The sequence below is a fragment of the Pseudomonadales bacterium genome, from assembly GCA_041395665.1.
Lineage (GTDB): Bacteria > Pseudomonadota > Gammaproteobacteria > Pseudomonadales > UBA7239 > UBA7239.
On record JAWLAB010000002.1, the window covers coordinates 1 to 17,137 of the forward strand.

Genomic DNA, 17,137 nt, shown 5'->3' on the forward strand with positions numbered 1-17,137 from the left:
TGGTGAACTTGCGCCCCGATGACTATCAGCACGAATACAGCCAGAAAGAAAAACTGTACGAAACCGATCCTGATTTTTGTTGCTCGATCAACAAGGTTTCACCATTGGATAACATCAAAGGTAATTACGATGTGTGGGTATCCAATTTGATGGGCTGGCAAACCGATTTTCGTGCGGATTTGCACATCTTCGAAGAGAGCCACAACATCATCAAATTCAATCCGATGATTGATGTCACGCGTGCAGAATTAGATGCGTATATCGCCGAACACCAGTTGCCGGTACACCCTTTGGTTGCTCAGGGCTATGCTTCGATTGGCTGCTCGCATTGCACGCAGCCCGGTGAAGGTAGAAAAGGTCGTTGGGCGGGCAAAGCCAAAACTGAGTGCGGTTTACACCTCTAACCACACTTTCAACAACTAGCGCGCCAACTCTCCACGCATAGAATTAACGAGCGATTCAGTAATCACCACATCGACAAATTGACCGATCAACGCGGTATCTGTCGAACTAAAATTTACCACGCGATTATTTTCTGTGCGACCTTGCAACTGCCCCGGATCTTTTTTCGAGAAACCGCTGACTAAAATGCGCTGCGTGGTACCAACCATCTGACGACCAATCATCTGCGCATTGTTGGTAATGCGCTGCTGCAAAATCGCCAAGCGCTCTTTTTTTACAGTCTCTGGCGTGTCATCCGGCAAATTCGCCGCCGGTGTGCCAGGGCGTGCGCTGTAAACAAAACTGTACGAAGTATCAAAACCCACATCGTCAATCAGCTTCATGGTTTTGGCAAAATCATCTTCCGTTTCGCCAGGAAAACCGACAATAAAATCGGATGAAATGCTGATGTCTGGGCGAATTTGACGCAGGCGACGAATTTTTGATTTGTATTCAATGGCTGTGTGACCACGCTTCATCGCCGCAAGAATACGATCAGAACCGTGTTGCACCGGCAAATGCAAATGACTGACTAATTCTGGAATTTCTGCGTAGGCATCAATCAAGCTATCAGTGAATTCAACGGGATGCGAAGTGGTGTAGCGAATGCGATCAATGCCTTCAATCGCCGCCACACAAAACAATAGATCAGCAAAATCTGCAGCACTGCCATCGGGCTTGTTGCCGCGCCACGCGTTGACATTTTGCCCTAACAAATTCACTTCGCGCACGCCTTGTGCTGCCAAGTGTGCAATCTCCACCAACACATCGGTTAATGGACGACTGACTTCTTCGCCGCGCGTGTAAGGCACAACGCAAAAAGTGCAATATTTGTTGCAACCTTCCATGATGGAAACAAACGCAGAAACACCGTCGGCTTCTGGCAACGGCAGGCGATCAAATTTTTCAATTTCAGGAAAACTGATATCGACAACGGTGGTTTTTGCATCCGCGTATGAGCGGCGCTGATCAATCATTTCCGGTAAACGATGCAGTGTTTGTGGGCCAAACACTAAATCAACAAACGGTGCGCGTTTGGCGATGCCTTCACCCTCTTGGCTCGCCACACAACCGCCGACGCCAATAATCAATTCGGGACGATCTTTTTTCAGATTTTTCCAACGCCCCAACTGATGAAACACTTTCTCCTGTGCTTTCTCACGAATGGAACAGGTGTTGAGCAAGATGACATCAGCTTGCGCCGGATCATCGGTCAACTGCAAGTCATGGCTATCCGACAACAGCTGCCCCATACGCGTGGAATCGTACTCGTTCATTTGGCAACCGTGGGTTTCGATATACAGCTTGCTCATAGCGTCTTTTCTAGGGTGTTTCGGGGGTTCGGCATTATACAGGCTGCCTCGCTCTGGTATCCTGTCGCACCCTCGCAAGACCTCGGCAAGCATCATGGCCAAGCAAGCTCTCTATAAAGTCGTTTTCGTCAATCAAAGTCAGGTGTTTGAGCTGTACGCTCGCCAGATTTTCCAGAGCGATCTCTACGGCTTCATCGAAATTGAAGATTATGTTTTCGGCGAAAAGTCGGCGATGATCGTCGATCCTGCGGAAGAAAAGCTGAAAAATGAGTTCAACGGTGTAAAACGCAGCTTTATTCCCCTGCACGCCATCGTGCGCATCGACGAGGTGGAAAAAGAAGGCCCCGTGCGTATGACAGAAGTGAAGCCTGGCTCCAATGTCACGCATTTTCCGTTTACGCCACGCCCCCTGCCTGGGCTGATGCCAGACTCCGACGAGTAAGGGGCGCGTTATCAAACGGATTTTCTCCAGCCGACGCTCAATCACTGCTCGCTTCTTGCCACCTATTGTGGTGGCACTGGCGCTGCTCGGTGTGGGTTATTTTCGCCCAGAAGCCTTGGTTGGCATGCGCTCGCTGCTGTCTGACCATGTGGCGCGCCCGCTGTACTGGCTCACCAACTTTCCCTCGCAAGCGCTACATTGGTTCGATGACACTTTCAGCAGCCGTGTGCAGCTAGAAGAACGCAATCGCGCCCTTGAGCACGAGAACCTCATCCTGCAGCGCAATGTACTGCGTATGGCAGCACTACAAGCCGACAATGCACGCCTCAAAGAATTGCTGAACTCCACCGAGATGCTGGATGACTCTGCGCTGGTCTCTGGCTTGCTGGGCGTGTCGTCGGATCCGCGCCGAATGGAAATGGTAGTCAATCGGGGCAAAGCCGATGGCGTGTTTGAAGGGCAGCCCGCGCTGGATGCACACGGCTTGGTTGGCATCGTGACCGAGTTTTCCGAGCACACTGCTCATATTTTGCTGATCACCGACACCAGTAACGCCGTGCCGATACAGGTCAACCGCAACGGCGTACGCGGCATTGCCGAAGGCAGCGGGCGGCTCGATGAGCTGTACATCCGCAATCTGGTACCTACCACCGATATCAAGCAGGGCGATTTGATTGTCAGCTCGGGGTTGGGTGGACGCTACCCGCCGGCCTATCCCGTTGGTGAAGTGACGCGTATTGAGTACGACGATGCTGCTTCATTCCTGCGCGTAGTCGTAAAGCCTTTAGCGCAGTTGGACCGCTTGCAGCAATTGCTGCTGGTCTATCGCCCCGAAGCCAAAATTACGCCGCCTGCAGCCAGCAGCACGAGCGCAGAAGCCAATGCTGCTCAACCCTGATCGCTACTGGTGGCTAGTTCCCACCAGCTTTATTTTTGCGTTTCTCTGGCAGTTTTGGCCGTTACCGCCTTCAGTGAGGGAGCTTGCTCCCGATGCCATTGTTGCCGTCACCCTGTATTGGATGATGCAGAGGCCGCCGCGCATGAGCAGTGGCTGGGCGCTCATCATAGGGCTACTGCGTGACGGCATCGCAGGTACCGCTTTGGGTACGCACGGGCTAGCTTTAGTGCTGACAGCTTATCTCACGCAATTACTGGCCGAACGCTTGCGATCGTTTGCCTTATGGCAGCAAGCGCTCGCTGTTGGCGCACTGTGCACGCTATACCAAATCATCGGCAATTTGATTGAACTGCTGCGCCATGCGGAAACTTCATTGCTACTGCCGGCTCCCATCATTGCCACCACGGTATGCTGGCCTATTTGTTTTCTGGCGCTCAACTTGTTAGAACACGGCTACTCGCGCCGTCCGCATCGAGCCTAATCACAGCTATAGTGCAGCTAATTCCTAACTGACAAAAATCATGAGCGAAGAAATTCTGATCAATGTTGCACCGATGGAAACACGCGTCGCCGTTGTTGATAACGGCGTACTGCAGGAGGTGTACATCGAGCGCGCAGAAAAACGCGGTTTGGTGGGCAATATTTACAAAGGCAAAGTCGTGCGTGTGATGCCCGGCATGCAAGCGGCGTTTGTTGATATCGGACTTGATCGCGCAGCATTTATTCACGCTGCCGACATTGTGACACTCGATGAAAACGGCATGGAACATCGCAAAGTCACGGTGCCAGACATTCGCACACTGGTGCACGAAGGCAAAAACTTAATTGTACAAGTCATCAAAGAACCGATCGGCTCTAAAGGTGCGCGCCTTACAACACACCTCTCGGTATCATCGCGCTTTTTGGTGTACATGCCTTACACCACGCACATCGGCATCTCCCAAAAAATTGAAAACGAAGAAGAACGCGAACGCTTACTTCGCATCGTTGAATCCTGCTTACCCACCGACAACAGCGATAGTGTTGGCGGTTTTATTGTACGAACAGTCGCTGAAAATGCTTTAGCCGAAGAAATACAAACGGACGCTTTGTTTTTGCAAAAACTATGGAATGAATTAAAACCTGTATTAGGCTCTTTTTCTGTGCCCAATGTGGTGTACAACGATTTGCCGCTTTTTCTGCGCACCATGCGCGATGCGGTAAAACCCGGCGTAGAAAAAGTGCGCATAGATTCTCGTGAAGAGTACGAGCGGTTAGTACGCTTTGCTGCCGACTACGAGCCGGGCGCGCGCAGCATGATCGAGCACTACGATGGCGAGCGCCCTATTTTTGATCTCTACAGCGTAGAGGAGGAAATTCAAAAAGCCTTGGAGCGGCGCGTCAACTTAAAATCCGGCGGCTATTTGATCATCGATCAAACCGAGGCGATGACGACGATTGATGTCAATACCGGCGCATTTCTCGGCCATCACAATCAAGAAGAGACGCTATTCAAAACCAATTTAGAAGCAGCGACTGCACTGGCGCGCCAACTGCGTTTGCGCAATTTAGGCGGCATCATCATTGTTGATTTTATCGACATGCAAGATGCCGAACACCAAAGACAGGTACTGCGCGCACTAGAAAAAGCCATCGAGAAAGATCCCGCCAAAATCTCACTGACCGGTATTTCAGAATTAGGTTTAGTGCAAATTACGCGCAAACGCACACGCGAAAGTTTGAGCCGCACTCTGTGCGAAAGCTGCCCTGTCTGCCAAGGGCGCGGCATTTTGAAATCGGCTGAATCGGTGTGTTATGAAATCATGCGTGAAATTTTGCGTGGCGCACGCACTTACGATAGCAAACAGCTTTTGGTTCTCGCCTCACAGGAAGTGATTGATCGTTTACTTGATGAAGACTCCGCCAGCATGGCTGACATTGAAGACCTCACCAAAAAATCGATTCGCTTTCGCGTTGAATCTGCATACAACCGTGAACAATATGACATCGTTCCGCTGTAACACTCTCACTCTGCTCGCGACCGAGTAAAGCAAATGGCGCGGCGGATAGCATTGAAATTGCTCAATGGGCTTTGGTACAGCATTGCTCTTGGCATTATTGTCGCCGCCTCACTGATTATTATTGGGCGCGAAGCCCTGCCGCGCACTGATCTCGCTGACAAGCAATTTCTGCAATACATCAATCAGCACACAGGCGCACAAATTGATGCGGCACAACTACAAGTTAAATGGGTTTCTATTTATCCCGAGGTGAGTGCCGAACGCTTCACCATTGACACAGCAGATGCACATGTAGAACTGCACAAAGTTTTCTTCACCATCAACCTACTCCAAAGTCTATTACAGCGCACGCCGGTAATGGATAGCTTAAAACTGCAACAAGCTGATATTCGTTATACCTTGCCAGAAAACAGCAGCACCACCCCACCCGATTTAGAACGCGATTGGCGTTTCATCAACCGCCTCTTTAATAATGACACCCAAATAAAAAATATCGCCATCACTCTGCAGCGACAAGGCTGGCAAAAAACAGTAAAGCTTGATAATTTTCGTGTTGAGCAGGGCATGATCAATAAGAAATTCTTTTTGCGCCTGCAAGGAAACAACGCACAAAGTTTATCTGCCGTCGGTCGTTTCTCTGGCGATTCTCTGCGCGAAAGCCAAGGCCTGCTTTACATAAAAACGGACAATTTAGCACTCAATGATTGGATACCCACACTGGCACAAAACAGCACCGCCAGTGGTGAAGCGTGGCTGAAATGGGATGGCATGCAACAAACAGACTTCACTGCAAAACTTAAATTACTCTCGCCATCGAATAGTAAAACCATTGGCGATATCACCATCCCACCAGAAATCAACAGCACACTCAGTGGCCAGTGGCGCAAACACGGCGACAGCTATATCGATATTCAATCACTATCGCTGGCCGACGACACATTACTCTCTACAGTTCGCCTTCTTTTCAACAACAACCATTTGCAAAAATGGCGAATACAAACGCCTGCGCTATCACTGGATAGCACTGTAAAACTATTGCCTTTTTTACCCGAAGGCGAACTCAAGGAGCTATTTTCTTCACTGCATCTCAATGGATATTTACGCAATCTTGATATCGCATGGGACAACAGCAAACCCTTGACTGAGCGTATGAAGTTGCAAGCCAACGCCGACAACATCAGCAGCGGCCCATGGTCTGGCGTGCCGGCATTTACCGGTGTTAGCGGTTATCTACAAAGTGGTATCGGCTACGGCTTTATTGATCTGGATAGCAATAACGGCTTTTCGATGCTCTACCCTGATGTGTATCACCAACCGATTGTGTTTCAGCGTGCAGCAGGGCGCGTGCAGTGGCATTGGCAGCCTGAAGAAAAAACTGTTTTAGTGGGTAGTGATTACGCCAGTTTATCCGGCGACCCCGGTGAAGCACGCGGCAATTTTTGGCTGCATTTACCACTTCACGGCGCGGATTTTCACAGCGAATTGTATTTATCGATTGGCTTGCGCAACAGCAAAGCCAAATACCGCAATATGCTTATCCCTTACATTTTGCCAAAAGATTTATTGGCATGGTTAGACAGCAGTATCAAAGAGGCAGATTTATCCGATGCCGGATTTTTATACCGCAGTGGTTTAAGTCACGGTGAAACCAAAGAAGGCGCGGTGCAGTTTTACGGCAATATTCAAAAAGGCGAATTGGAGTTTCATCCTGAATGGCCGCCACTGAAAAACATTGACGCGCATATTTTGGTAGACAACCACAACGCTGAAATTCGCGCACAACACGCCACGCTGTACAACACCGTGATTGATGCCGCACAAATTACCGTACAAGAGCAACATCCAGGCACGGTGCTCGGCATCAACGGTCGTGCACACGGCTCACCCGATGACGGTTTGCGTTTGTTGCGCGAATCACCTTTGCACCAAGCAGTCGGCAACGGTATGGATGCATGGAAAATTACGCAAGGCAACCTGAATACCGCTTTGCAATTACAAATCCCGCTCTCTGGCGCAACGCTGCCACAAACTGAGAATGTGCAATTGCAGCTCAGCAACACACAACTCGATATGCAGGATTTGCGTTTACCGTTTCGCGATGTCAACAGCAATCTCAGTTACGACTCGACCAACGGCTTACAAGCCCCAGCCATCAAAGCCACGCTATTTAACAAAGTCGTTACTGCAACAATCGATAGCAAAAAATCAACGCAAGGATCAACCATTCAAATTGCAGCCAATAGCAGCGCAAACATGAGCGATATCGCCGCGTGGGCAAATATCACTCCACTTAAAATGCTAACAGGTTCTGCCGATTATTCCATTGGCGTACAACTGGGGCCATTTAATCATCAGAAAAACTCTGAGCGCATCGGACAAGTACAAGTTAACAGCCAGCTCAAACAAATCTCTGCTGTTTTGCCAGAGCCATTCACAAAAAATACCGGCGAAGCTGCTCCTTTTACTATGACGGTTGATTTACTAAGCAATAGCCGACAACGCTATCGCTTTAATTATGATCAACTCATTACTGGCACACTGACTGCACACGAAGGAAGCCTCACCGGCGGTGACATTCAATTGCTCGGAGACACCGCCAATACAAGCAACTTAAACGCCATTGAAAATAGTGGAGAGTTGCTTATTCACGGCAACTTATCCAATGCCGACATCCAACAGTGGATCGACATGGTGGCGAGTTACAACAAGCTTATCGGCAGCCAATCCAACAACACAGGCAACACAATTTTCCCCTCTATTTCACTCACTGCCAACAATGCAACATGGAAAGACTTTGTATTTTCTTCGCTTGCCGTTAATGCCGATCACAACAACTCAGCATGGAACTTATCAATCAACACCAAAGAAGCACAGGGAAAAATTCTCTTTTACGATTCAGGGAAAACACCGGATGTTATTGTTGATACTTTAACGATCAATCGCAGTAAAACAAAAAATAACGACAGCAATTTAAACAAGGCAACACAAAATAATATCGACTTTTCTACTATTCCAGCACTCAACATAAAAATTGATCATTTAATTGTTGATGCAATGGATATAGGTAGCATTAGTACAGCGTTGCGCAGCACACCAACTACGCTACAACTCAACAACCTAAAGGTTGTTGGCAAAGGCTACTGGCTGCGTGATGGCAGCGGACTCAATGGCAGCACACTGCTGTGGCATCAAAAACCGGATGGCAGCACCAGCAGCGAATTTCACGGCTTGTTGCAAATGTCTGGCGAGCAGCCCGTGCTAGAACATTTAGGCATCGATCCTTTTATTATCGGCAAACGCGTCTCTATCTTTGCTGATCTTTCTTGGCCTGGCGCACCACAAGATATCGATATCAACACAATGGCTGGCAGCGTTTATACAGAAGGGCGCGACGGAAAATATTTACAAGCCAAACCCAATATTGCGCTGCACGCACTGAGCATCGTCAACATCACCACATGGTTGCGTCGCCTACAATTGGATTTTTCCGACCTAAGCAATGACGGCATCAGCTTTGATGAATACAAGGGGAAAATATTATTTGGCAAAGGTGAAATGCGCTTTGTTGAACCTCTGGAAATTGAAAGCCCATCCAGCACCTTCAAACTCAGCGGAAAAGTATTGTTAGAAAGCAATGTATTGGATCTGCGTTTAATTGCGACACTCCCTGTTGGCAATAATGCCACTTGGATTGCCGCACTCGCCGGTGGCTTACCCGCTGCTGCTGGCGTATATGTCGCCAGCAAAATTTTTGACAAACAAATTAGTACGCTCAGCAGCCTCAGCTATCGCATCACAGGCCCGTCCAGCGAACCCAAAATAGAATTTGAGCGCATTGCGCCGCTGGAAGAAAAACCTAAAAACAAAAAGAAAGAAGAATCCGTTGTCAAAAAATTATTATAATAAAAAATGATTACGGATTGTGGCGCGACAAAATCGTTTTGACGATGGAAGTCGTCGAACACTGATCGACAAAGGACAGCACTTTTACTTCACCGCCGTAAGCGCGAACGATAGGCGCACCGACGACTTGATCGGCGCTGTAATCGCCGCCTTTAACCAATACATCCGGCTTTAACAACTGCAACAAACGCTCAGGCGTGTCGTCCTCAAATACCACCACCCAATCCACCGCTTCTAAGCCTGCGAGCACTGCCATGCGACTTTCAGCCGATTGAATCGGGCGACCTTCGCCTTTCAAGCGCTTCACCGACGCATCAGAATTTACAGCAACGACCAAACGCTGCCCAAGTTTTTTAGCATCTTCCAAATAAGTCACATGCCCCGGATGCAATAAATCAAAACAACCGTTAGTGAACACAATTTTTTCGCCGTTGTTGCGTGCATCATCCAAAGCAATTTGCAATTGATCTTCTGTCATCACACCGCGACCCACGCCATGCGCTTGACGCAGTGCCTGACGCAACTCGGGCCCGCTGATGGTAGCCGTACCCAATTTGCCGACCACAATGCCCGCTGCGACATTTGCCAACGCCACCGATTGCGGCAGCGCGATGTTGGCGGCAAGTGCAATAGCCAGCGTTGCAATCACGGTGTCACCTGCGCCCGTGACATCAAACACTTCGCGTGCTTGCGCCGGCAAATGCAGCGGATGTTGTTCCGCGTTGCGCTGCAACAGTGTCATGCCGTGTTCACCGCGCGTGACCAACAACGCCTGTAAATCCAACTGCTCGATTAACGCCAAGCCTTTTTGCACCAGCGTTTGTTCGTCACTGCATTCACCAACAACTGCTTCAAATTCATGCAAGTTGGGCGTGAGCAGTGTCGCGCCGCGATAACGCGCAAAATCTGTACCTTTGGGATCCACCAGCACCATTTTTTGAGCTTTTTTTGCAGCGACAATCATTGCAGGCGCATCGTGCAACGCACCTTTGTTGTAATCGGATAACACCACCACACCGACATGGTTAAACAATGGAATTGCACGAGAGGCTAATGCAGCACTGTCTTGCGCAGAAAAACTTTCTTCAAAATCCATGCGCAATAATTGTTGATGACGGCTGATGACGCGCAACTTGGTAATGGTTGGGTGCGTGGCGACGGTTTCAAAATCGCAATGTACCTGCGCCGCCTGCAAACGCTGCGCCAAAATTTTGGCTTCTTCATCCGCGCCCACTAAACCGAGCAGCGAAACACCGCCGCCCAGTGCGGCAATATTGAGCGCGACATTGCCTGCGCCGCCCGCGCGATCTTCGCGCTGCTGCACTTGCACAACGGGTACTGGCGCTTCAGGTGAAATACGCGCGGTTGCGCCGTGCCAATAGCGATCCAACATCACATCGCCCACGACCAATACTTGTGCACCGTTAAATTGTGGCGGGGAAATCCATTGTTTATCGCTAGGCATACCGTTTTACTTTCCGCAAAAATTTTTTTTCAAAATCTTTTCAAAAATTACCAGTGCACATTACATGTACAGCATGACCATTTCATACACCACTGCCGGCCTGTCTTGGCCGACGATATGAATCGCACCTGCTAAAGTCATTTGTGTGCCTTTAGGCCCACCTTCAACACTGGCAACACGCATGTGTTGATGAATGGTTGAACCCGCTGGCACATTGCCGGTGAAGCGCACTTTGTTGACGCCATAATTCACAGCATTGCGATAGCCAACAATTTCATACGAAGGCGGAATACGCATCTGCGCCATTAAAACCAGCGTGAGAAAACCGTGTGCAATCGGCGCGCCAAATGGGCTTTCTTTTTTGCAGCGTTCGACATCCAAATGTATCCAGTTGTGATCATTGGTGAGATCAGCAAACTGCTGAATAATTTCCTGCGTCACCGTGAATGCATTGCTCCACTCGCCCCACTGATCGGAAACCAAAGTTTGTAATGCTGCCACATCATCAAAACGATACTGTTGTACTGATAGCTGTTGCATCGACGGTTTTCTCCCAGCGCATAAGAATAAGCGAGCAATTCTAGCAGTGTGCACCGCTATAATCGCGCAAAGCCTTTTGTTGGATTCCCATGCATATTCTGTTTGGCGGCAGCTTTGACCCCATCCACACAGGACATTTAGCGACAGCCGAAGCAGTGCGCGTTGCACTCCATGCCAAACAAGCCGCACTGCTGCCCGCCGCCCGTTCACCCTTGAAATCCGCAGGCACTGCTGACCATCACCGCTTGGCGATGCTGCGCTGTGCAATACAAGACTACTCAGCGCTGACGATTGATGAGCGCGAGCTGCGTCGCCCACCGCCCTCCTACACCGTCGATACCTTGTGCGAAATACGCGGTGAGTTGGGAGAGCAAGTGCCGCTGATTTGGATTTTGGGTACGGATGCACTCGCCGGTTTGGCGCAGTGGAAAGCGTGGCAATCGCTGCTGCAATTGGCGCACTTGGTGGTGATTGATCGCCCAGACCTACCCAGCCAGCCCAGTGCAGAAGTGGCGGCTTGGCTGGCAACACAAACCCGTGCGGAGCAGCCCGATCAGCTACAATGCCGTGCACACGGATTATGGCTGCGCATGGCTTTGCCACCGCAACCTTTTTCCTCCACCAGCATTCGCAAACAACTGACGCAGCGCAGTGCGCAATCACACAAACCGGATGGTTTACCCGCGCGTGTTTGGCAATACATTCTCAACCACCAACTCTACGCCTCTGACGAGATACAAAACATCCCATGAAAAAGAAATCTACTGCCACAAATCCTTCACTGCTGTCGATCATCATCAACGCTTTAGAAGATCTCAAAGCGCAAGATATTCTCATCATTGATGTGACAAATTTATCGGATGTGATGGACACGCTGATCATCGCCAGCGGCTCTTCCAATCGCCAAGTGCGCGGTATTGCACAGCACGCGGCCGAAGAAACTAAAAAACAAGGTATGCGTGCACTCGGCACCGAAGGCTTAGACGATGGCGAATGGGCGCTGGTCGATTTCGGCGATGTGGTATTGCATGTCATGCAACCGGAAACGCGCAGTTTTTATGATTTGGAAAAACTGTGGTTGATTCCAGGTACTAGCAGCACTATTGATATCAGCAGCATCAAACCCGCAAAAAAATCGGCAGCCAAAAAAACAACTGCGACAAAAACAGCCAGTACAAAAAAACCTGTCGCTGCGAAAAAACCTTCGGCACCTTCGCGCGCGAAAACAGCAAAAACCACAACGCGCAAAAAAGAAGACAGCGATGTGCTTGTCAGCCAATCGGATGCCAGCAAAGCGCGCAGAAGAAAAGCCGCTACGAAGCCTGTCGCTAAAAAACCCGTCGCAAAAAATACAGCAACGACAAAAGCAGCACCCGCCAAAGCTGGCACTTACGCCAAAACCGGTACGCGCAAACCAGCAACCGCTAAATCAGCACCTGTCGCGGCCAGCAAAAAGCCAGCTATTAAAAAGCCAGCAGCCAAAAAACCAGCGGTCAGCAAAAGTGCTACCAGCAAACCGCGTGCACCTAAAAAATCTTGATCGACTAAGCACCGATGAAACTCACGCTCGTCGCTGTCGGCACGCGTATGCCGTCATGGGTACAGGCAGGCTACGAGGATTACGCCAAACGCCTGCCGCGTGACTGCTCTCTGTCGTTGCGTGAAATTCCTCTGGCGACACGCGGCAAAAACACAGACACCGCGCGCGCGATTGAGAAAGAAAGCGAAGCCATGCTCGCCGCGATTCCCGCTCAAGAACGCGTGATTGCGCTAGACATCCCCGGCAAACCACAAACCACCGCATCGATGGCAGACGCACTGCGCACTTGGCAAATGCAAGGTGGCAACACCAGCTTTTTAATCGGCGGGCCTGACGGTCTTTCCTCCGCTTGCATTACGCGCGCGCAAGAAAGTTGGTCGCTATCGGGTTTAACGCTGCCGCATCCGTTGGTGCGCATTGTGTTGGCCGAGCAGCTGTATCGCGCTTGGTCGCTGCTCAACAATCACCCCTACCACCGCTGATTTTTTGCCGTGGCCACGCATTCTTCACATTACGCACAAACGCTGCTGTCAGAAAATAAAAGCAGCGAGCGCAGCTTGTTTGCTGGGCGATTGAAATTTGTTGTCGTGCTGATTTTTTTGCTCGCCATCGTATTGCTCGCGCGTTATTACCTGCTGCAAATTGTGCGCAATGATCACTTCACCACGCAGTCGGACGCCAACCGCATTCACACCATGGCCATTCCACCTGCGCGCGGTGTGATTCAAGATTTAGAAGGCACTGTGCTGGCGCAAAGTAAGCCGAGTTTCACGCTGGAAATTATCAAAGAGCGCGTGCAAGACATGGATTACACGCTGCGCGAACTGCAACAAGTTTTGCAATTGGATGATGCAGAAATTGCGCGTTTTCGCGATCGCCTCAAACGCAGACAGCGCCCTTTTGAAGGCGTGATGTTGCGCGGCAATCTCAACGATGAACAAATTGCTTTGGTTGCCGTGAATCGCTATCGCCTCCCTGGCGTGGAAGTCACTGCCGAGTTGGTGCGCGATTATCCTTTTGGTGATTTATTTGCACACAGCATCGGCTATGTGGGCCGCATCAACGAAAAAGAGTTGCGGAAAATTGAAGAGGAAGGAGAAGAGGAAAGCTATTACGGTATTTTTTCGATGGGCAAAGTCGGCATCGAAAAATATTACGAAAAAACTTTATTAGGTATACCGGGGGCGCAGAATGTTGAGACCGATGTGCGTGGACGCATTTTGCGCACACTGGATCGCAAAGATCCGGTGCGCGGTAAAACACTCACGCTGTACCTTGATGTGCGCATGCAGCGCGCTGCCGTTGAGGCCTTAGCGGGTAGGCGTGGCGCAGTGGTGGCGATTGATGTGAACACCGGCGGTGTGGTCACCGCAGTGAGTAATCCTTCGTTTGATCCCAATTTATTTGTTGCTGGCATCAGCGGTAAGGATTATGGCGCACTGCGCGATTCGCCCGACCTTCCTTTGCTCAACCGTATAATCGCCGGTGAATATCCTCCTGGCTCCACCATCAAGCCTCTCCTCGTGTTGGCAGGTTTAGAAAGCGGCGTGGTGACACCAGAGACGCAATTCGCGGACCCTGGCTACTTCCAGCTTCCGGGTCAAACGCGCAAATTTCGCGACTGGAAAAAAGGAGGGCACGGTGGAGGCATCAATGCGCACCTCGCTATCGCACAGTCCTGCGATATCTATTTCTACCAGCTCGCCCACCGCATGGGCATTGATCGTATGCACGATTTTCTAGCCCCTTTTGATCTCGGCCAACCGACGCAAGTGGATCTCAGCGGCGAACGCAAAGGCGTGCTGCCCTCGCGCGAATGGAAGCGCAAACGCTTCAAACAGGCGTGGTATCCGGGTGACACCATCAATGCAGGCATTGGCCAAGGCTACCACCTCGCCACGCCCATGCAGCTAGCACAGGCCACGGCCACGCTGGCGCGGCGCGGTATACGCATACGGCCACATTTGGTCAAAGCAATAGACGGCGTCGATGTACTCCCCACCTTTGATCCACCCATCTTGCTGAATAACCCGCGCAACTGGGATGTCGCCATTGGCGGCATGCACGAAGTGGCACAAGGGCCGCGCGGTACGGCGCGCAAAGCCTTTTTAGGCGTGCCCTACACCGTGGCAGGTAAAACGGGAACGGCGCAGGTGGTGGGCATTGCGCAGAATGAAAAATACGACGCCGCAAAACTCGCCGAACGCCAGCGCGATCACGGCCTGTTTGTTGCCTTTGCTCCCGTGGACAAACCTCAAATAGCCGTAGCGGTGATTGTTGAAAACGGCAACAGCGGTTCAGGCGCTGCCGCCCCTGTTGCACGCAAAGTGTTCGACGCTTGGCTGCTTGGGCAAACGCCAACGGAAGCTTCAACGCCTGAATCCACCCCAGACAACGGAGCGGAAGAATGAACGCTGGGCATGATTTTATTCGCCAGCTCCCATCTACCGGTGCGATTCATCGTACTGGATGGCAGCGCCTGCACATTGACCCTGTGCTGCTACTGCTGCTGCTAGCTATCGCAGGCTATGGCTTGTTCGTTCTTTACAGCGCCGCCGAAGACCACCTGATCGCCATGGAAAAACAGGGCGGCTTCTTCGTTTTGGGCTTTGTGATCATGCTAATCGTCGCGCAAATCAGCCAAAGTTCGTTGCGTGTAATTGCACCGGTGCTGTACGGCGTAGGCGTGCTCCTGGTGATCGCCGTCGCCATTTTTGGCGAGATATCGATGGGCGCGCAGCGCTGGTTGGATATCCCGGGCCTGCCGCGCTTTCAGCCCTCTGAAATCCTGAAAGTTGGCTTGCCATTAATGCTTGCGACCTACTTCCACGATCGCAGCACACCGCCGCGCTTCAAGCATATTTTTTGGTCGCTGGTGATGATTTTGGTACCGGTGGTGCTGATCGTAGAGCAGCCAGATCTCGGCACCGGCATACTCGTGCTCTCCTCTGGCTTGATCGTGTTGTTCATGGCAGGGCTCAACTGGGCCTACATTGCCGCCGCCGCCACCCTCGCTGCCGCTATGGCGCCGATCATGTGGTTTTTTGTCATGCACGATTACCAACACAAACGCGTGTTGATGTTGTTTGATCCCGAGTCCGACAAACTCGGCGCAGGCTGGAACATCATCCAATCACAAACGGCGATAGGTTCTGGTGGCTGGGCCGGCAAAGGCTGGCAACAGGGTACGCAATCACAGCTCAATTTCTTGCCAGAAAGCCACACGGATTTCATCATCGCCGTGTTGTCGGAAGAGCTGGGCTATCGCGGCGTGATTGTGCTGCTCTGTCTCTACTTATTGATTGTGATGCGCGGCCTGTGGATCAGTTGGCACGCACAAGAAACTTTTGGGCGATTACTCGGCAGCACCATCAGCATTACTTTTTTTCTGTACGCTTTTGTTAACATGGGCATGGTAGCTGGCTTGTTGCCTATCGTCGGTGTTCCTCTACCGCTGATCAGCCAAGGCGGCACCGCTATTGTAATTTTGATGATTGGTTTTGGTATTTTGATGGCAATCAGCACTGAGAAAAAAAGGCCGGTTTACTGATGAACAACATGCTCGCTCGTATTGTGTCTCGCTTTCATTCCAGTTTATTTTTGTTGTCTGCCGCACTGCTATCCACTAGCCACACGCAAGCAGGTGACTACGCTCAACGCCCCGATGTGCAAGCATTTGCCGATGAGATGCAATCACGCTATCAATTCAAAAAAGCCGATGTATTAGCGGTTCTATCGAAAGCAGAAAAAAAACAAGCCATTTTGGACGCAATTGCCAGACCCGCAGAAAAAGCCAAGCCATGGAAAGACTACCGCAAAATTTTTCTCACCGGTGCGCGCATTGAAAACGGTGCTGACTTTTGGCTGACACACGAACAAATCCTGCAAGAAGTCTCCAATACTTATCGTGTAGAACCGGAAATGATCGTCGCCATCATCGGCATCGAAACCAGTTACGGAAAAAACACCGGCAGCTATCGCGTAATTGATGCGCTATCCACTTTGGCTTTTGACTACCCGCCACGCTCACCTTTTTTTCGCAAAGAATTACAAAACTTTTTCTTACTGGCGCGCGAACAGAAAAAAGACCCACTGGCGCTAACAGGCTCCTATGCTGGCGCGATGGGTTACGGGCAATTTATGCCGTCCAGCTACCGCAACTACGCCGCTGACTACGACAAAGACGGCTTTGCCGATATCTGGAGCAACACCCGCGATGCCATCGCCAGTGTCGCCAACTACTTCAAACAACACGGCTGGCAAACGGGTGAACCCGTGCTGGTGCGCGCTAACACCATCGCCAGCGTAGATCCCAGCTTGCTCGCCAACACCACAGGTTTCAAACCACAGTTGTCGCTGGAAGACATCGCGCTGCGCGGTGCCTCTCCCGTGGTGGGCGGCTTGGGCAATGACCGCAAAGCTGTGTTGATCAGCCAAGAGGGTGACTACGGCACAGAATACTGGTTGGGCTTCAACAACTTCTATACCATCACGCGCTACAACAACAGCAGCATGTACGCGATGGCCGCTTTTCAGCTGGCTGATGCCATCAAAGCGGAATACCAGCAGCGTAAAAAGCTCGCTTCCCACTAACC

At 50.8% G+C, this 17,137-nt stretch carries 15 protein-coding genes; 12 read left to right on the forward strand and 3 right to left on the reverse strand.

Going from position 1 to position 17,137, the window contains the following annotated elements:
• Window positions 1-404 (forward strand): phosphoadenosine phosphosulfate reductase family protein (locus tag R3E63_02400; protein MEZ5538813.1); only part of this gene is annotated, 404 nt, incomplete at its 5' end.
• 15 nt (window positions 405-419) lie between these two features.
• Here the strand turns inward: R3E63_02400 and miaB are convergent.
• Window positions 420-1,754: a tRNA (N6-isopentenyl adenosine(37)-C2)-methylthiotransferase MiaB gene (miaB, locus tag R3E63_02405; GenBank protein MEZ5538814.1), complete on the reverse strand. Its 1,335-nt coding sequence runs from the start codon at window positions 1,752-1,754 to the stop codon at window positions 420-422.
• A gap of 94 nt (window positions 1,755-1,848) precedes the next feature.
• Between miaB and R3E63_02410 the strand changes: the two genes are divergently transcribed.
• The 5 genes from R3E63_02410 to R3E63_02430 are packed head-to-tail and all read left to right on the forward strand — an operon-like array spanning window position 1,849 to window position 8,997.
• On the forward strand, window positions 1,849-2,196 hold the full coding sequence (locus R3E63_02410; GenBank protein ID MEZ5538815.1) for a DUF1820 family protein: 348 nt from the start codon (window positions 1,849-1,851) through the stop codon (window positions 2,194-2,196).
• Window positions 2,197-2,251: 55 nt separating this feature from the next.
• Entirely contained in the window at window positions 2,252-3,094 is an 843-nt protein-coding gene (gene mreC, locus R3E63_02415; protein MEZ5538816.1) for a rod shape-determining protein MreC, read from the forward strand.
• Window positions 3,078-3,575: a rod shape-determining protein MreD gene (mreD, locus tag R3E63_02420; protein MEZ5538817.1), complete on the forward strand. Its 498-nt coding sequence runs from the start codon at window positions 3,078-3,080 to the stop codon at window positions 3,573-3,575. Before mreC ends, mreD begins: the two co-directional genes overlap by 17 nt.
• A 40-nt stretch (window positions 3,576-3,615) precedes the next feature.
• Entirely contained in the window at window positions 3,616-5,094 is a 1,479-nt protein-coding gene (rng, locus tag R3E63_02425; GenBank protein MEZ5538818.1) for a ribonuclease G, read from the forward strand.
• A gap of 33 nt (window positions 5,095-5,127) precedes the next feature.
• The gene (locus tag R3E63_02430; GenBank protein MEZ5538819.1) at window positions 5,128-8,997 is read left to right on the forward strand and encodes a DUF3971 domain-containing protein; all 3,870 of its coding nucleotides are present in this window, start codon (window positions 5,128-5,130) and stop codon (window positions 8,995-8,997) included.
• Window positions 8,998-9,007: 10 nt separating this feature from the next.
• Here R3E63_02430 and hldE read toward each other — a convergent pair whose 3' ends face one another.
• Both hldE and R3E63_02440 read right to left on the reverse strand, forming a co-directional pair.
• A complete protein-coding gene (gene hldE, locus R3E63_02435; GenBank protein MEZ5538820.1) occupies window positions 9,008-10,462 on the reverse strand; it encodes a bifunctional D-glycero-beta-D-manno-heptose-7-phosphate kinase/D-glycero-beta-D-manno-heptose 1-phosphate adenylyltransferase HldE in 1,455 nt (484 codons plus the stop codon).
• A gap of 60 nt (window positions 10,463-10,522) precedes the next feature.
• Entirely contained in the window at window positions 10,523-11,002 is a 480-nt protein-coding gene (locus R3E63_02440; GenBank protein MEZ5538821.1) for a MaoC family dehydratase, read from the reverse strand.
• 89 nt (window positions 11,003-11,091) lie between these two features.
• Between R3E63_02440 and nadD the strand changes: the two genes are divergently transcribed.
• The 6 genes from nadD to mltB are packed head-to-tail and all read left to right on the forward strand — an operon-like array spanning window position 11,092 to window position 17,135.
• Window positions 11,092-11,754: a nicotinate-nucleotide adenylyltransferase gene (gene nadD / locus R3E63_02445; GenBank protein ID MEZ5538822.1), complete on the forward strand. Its 663-nt coding sequence runs from the start codon at window positions 11,092-11,094 to the stop codon at window positions 11,752-11,754.
• Window positions 11,751-12,542 carry a ribosome silencing factor gene (gene rsfS, locus R3E63_02450; protein MEZ5538823.1) on the forward strand — a complete coding sequence of 264 codons (792 nt, stop codon included), beginning with the start codon at window positions 11,751-11,753 and terminating at the stop codon, window positions 12,540-12,542. The genes nadD and rsfS overlap by 4 nt, the downstream gene beginning before the upstream one ends.
• Before the next feature lie 14 nt (window positions 12,543-12,556).
• Window positions 12,557-13,024 carry a 23S rRNA (pseudouridine(1915)-N(3))-methyltransferase RlmH gene (gene rlmH, locus R3E63_02455; GenBank protein MEZ5538824.1) on the forward strand — a complete coding sequence of 156 codons (468 nt, stop codon included), beginning with the start codon at window positions 12,557-12,559 and terminating at the stop codon, window positions 13,022-13,024.
• Window positions 13,025-13,033: 9 nt separating this feature from the next.
• Window positions 13,034-14,953 carry a penicillin-binding protein 2 gene (mrdA, locus tag R3E63_02460; protein ID MEZ5538825.1) on the forward strand — a complete coding sequence of 640 codons (1,920 nt, stop codon included), beginning with the start codon at window positions 13,034-13,036 and terminating at the stop codon, window positions 14,951-14,953.
• Window positions 14,950-16,092, forward strand: coding sequence for a rod shape-determining protein RodA (gene rodA / locus R3E63_02465; protein MEZ5538826.1), 1,143 nt, complete (start codon window positions 14,950-14,952; stop codon window positions 16,090-16,092). The genes mrdA and rodA overlap by 4 nt, the downstream gene beginning before the upstream one ends.
• Window positions 16,092-17,135 (forward strand): lytic murein transglycosylase B, encoded by a 1,044-nt coding sequence (gene mltB / locus R3E63_02470; protein ID MEZ5538827.1) that lies wholly within the window; start codon window positions 16,092-16,094, stop codon window positions 17,133-17,135. Before rodA ends, mltB begins: the two co-directional genes overlap by 1 nt.
• Window positions 17,136-17,137 lie beyond the last annotated feature (2 nt).

Excerpts from the sequence above, each read along its gene's own strand:
- hldE (MEZ5538820.1), bottom strand. The coding sequence starts at position 10,462 with ATGCCTAGCGATAAACAATGGATTTCCCCGCCACAATTTAACGGTGCA.
- R3E63_02430 (MEZ5538819.1), top strand. The coding sequence starts at position 5,128 with ATGGCGCGGCGGATAGCATTGAAATTGCTCAATGGGCTTTGGTACAGC.
- R3E63_02440 (MEZ5538821.1), bottom strand. The coding sequence starts at position 11,002 with ATGCAACAGCTATCAGTACAACAGTATCGTTTTGATGATGTGGCAGCA.
- rodA (MEZ5538826.1), top strand. The coding sequence starts at position 14,950 with ATGAACGCTGGGCATGATTTTATTCGCCAGCTCCCATCTACCGGTGCG.
- mltB (MEZ5538827.1), top strand. The coding sequence starts at position 16,092 with ATGAACAACATGCTCGCTCGTATTGTGTCTCGCTTTCATTCCAGTTTA.
- rlmH (MEZ5538824.1), top strand. The coding sequence starts at position 12,557 with ATGAAACTCACGCTCGTCGCTGTCGGCACGCGTATGCCGTCATGGGTA.
- mreD (MEZ5538817.1), top strand. The coding sequence starts at position 3,078 with ATGCTGCTCAACCCTGATCGCTACTGGTGGCTAGTTCCCACCAGCTTT.
- rng (MEZ5538818.1), top strand. The coding sequence starts at position 3,616 with ATGAGCGAAGAAATTCTGATCAATGTTGCACCGATGGAAACACGCGTC.
- nadD (MEZ5538822.1), top strand. The coding sequence starts at position 11,092 with ATGCATATTCTGTTTGGCGGCAGCTTTGACCCCATCCACACAGGACAT.
- rsfS (MEZ5538823.1), top strand. The coding sequence starts at position 11,751 with ATGAAAAAGAAATCTACTGCCACAAATCCTTCACTGCTGTCGATCATC.
- R3E63_02410 (MEZ5538815.1), top strand. The coding sequence starts at position 1,849 with ATGGCCAAGCAAGCTCTCTATAAAGTCGTTTTCGTCAATCAAAGTCAG.
- miaB (MEZ5538814.1), bottom strand. The coding sequence starts at position 1,754 with ATGAGCAAGCTGTATATCGAAACCCACGGTTGCCAAATGAACGAGTAC.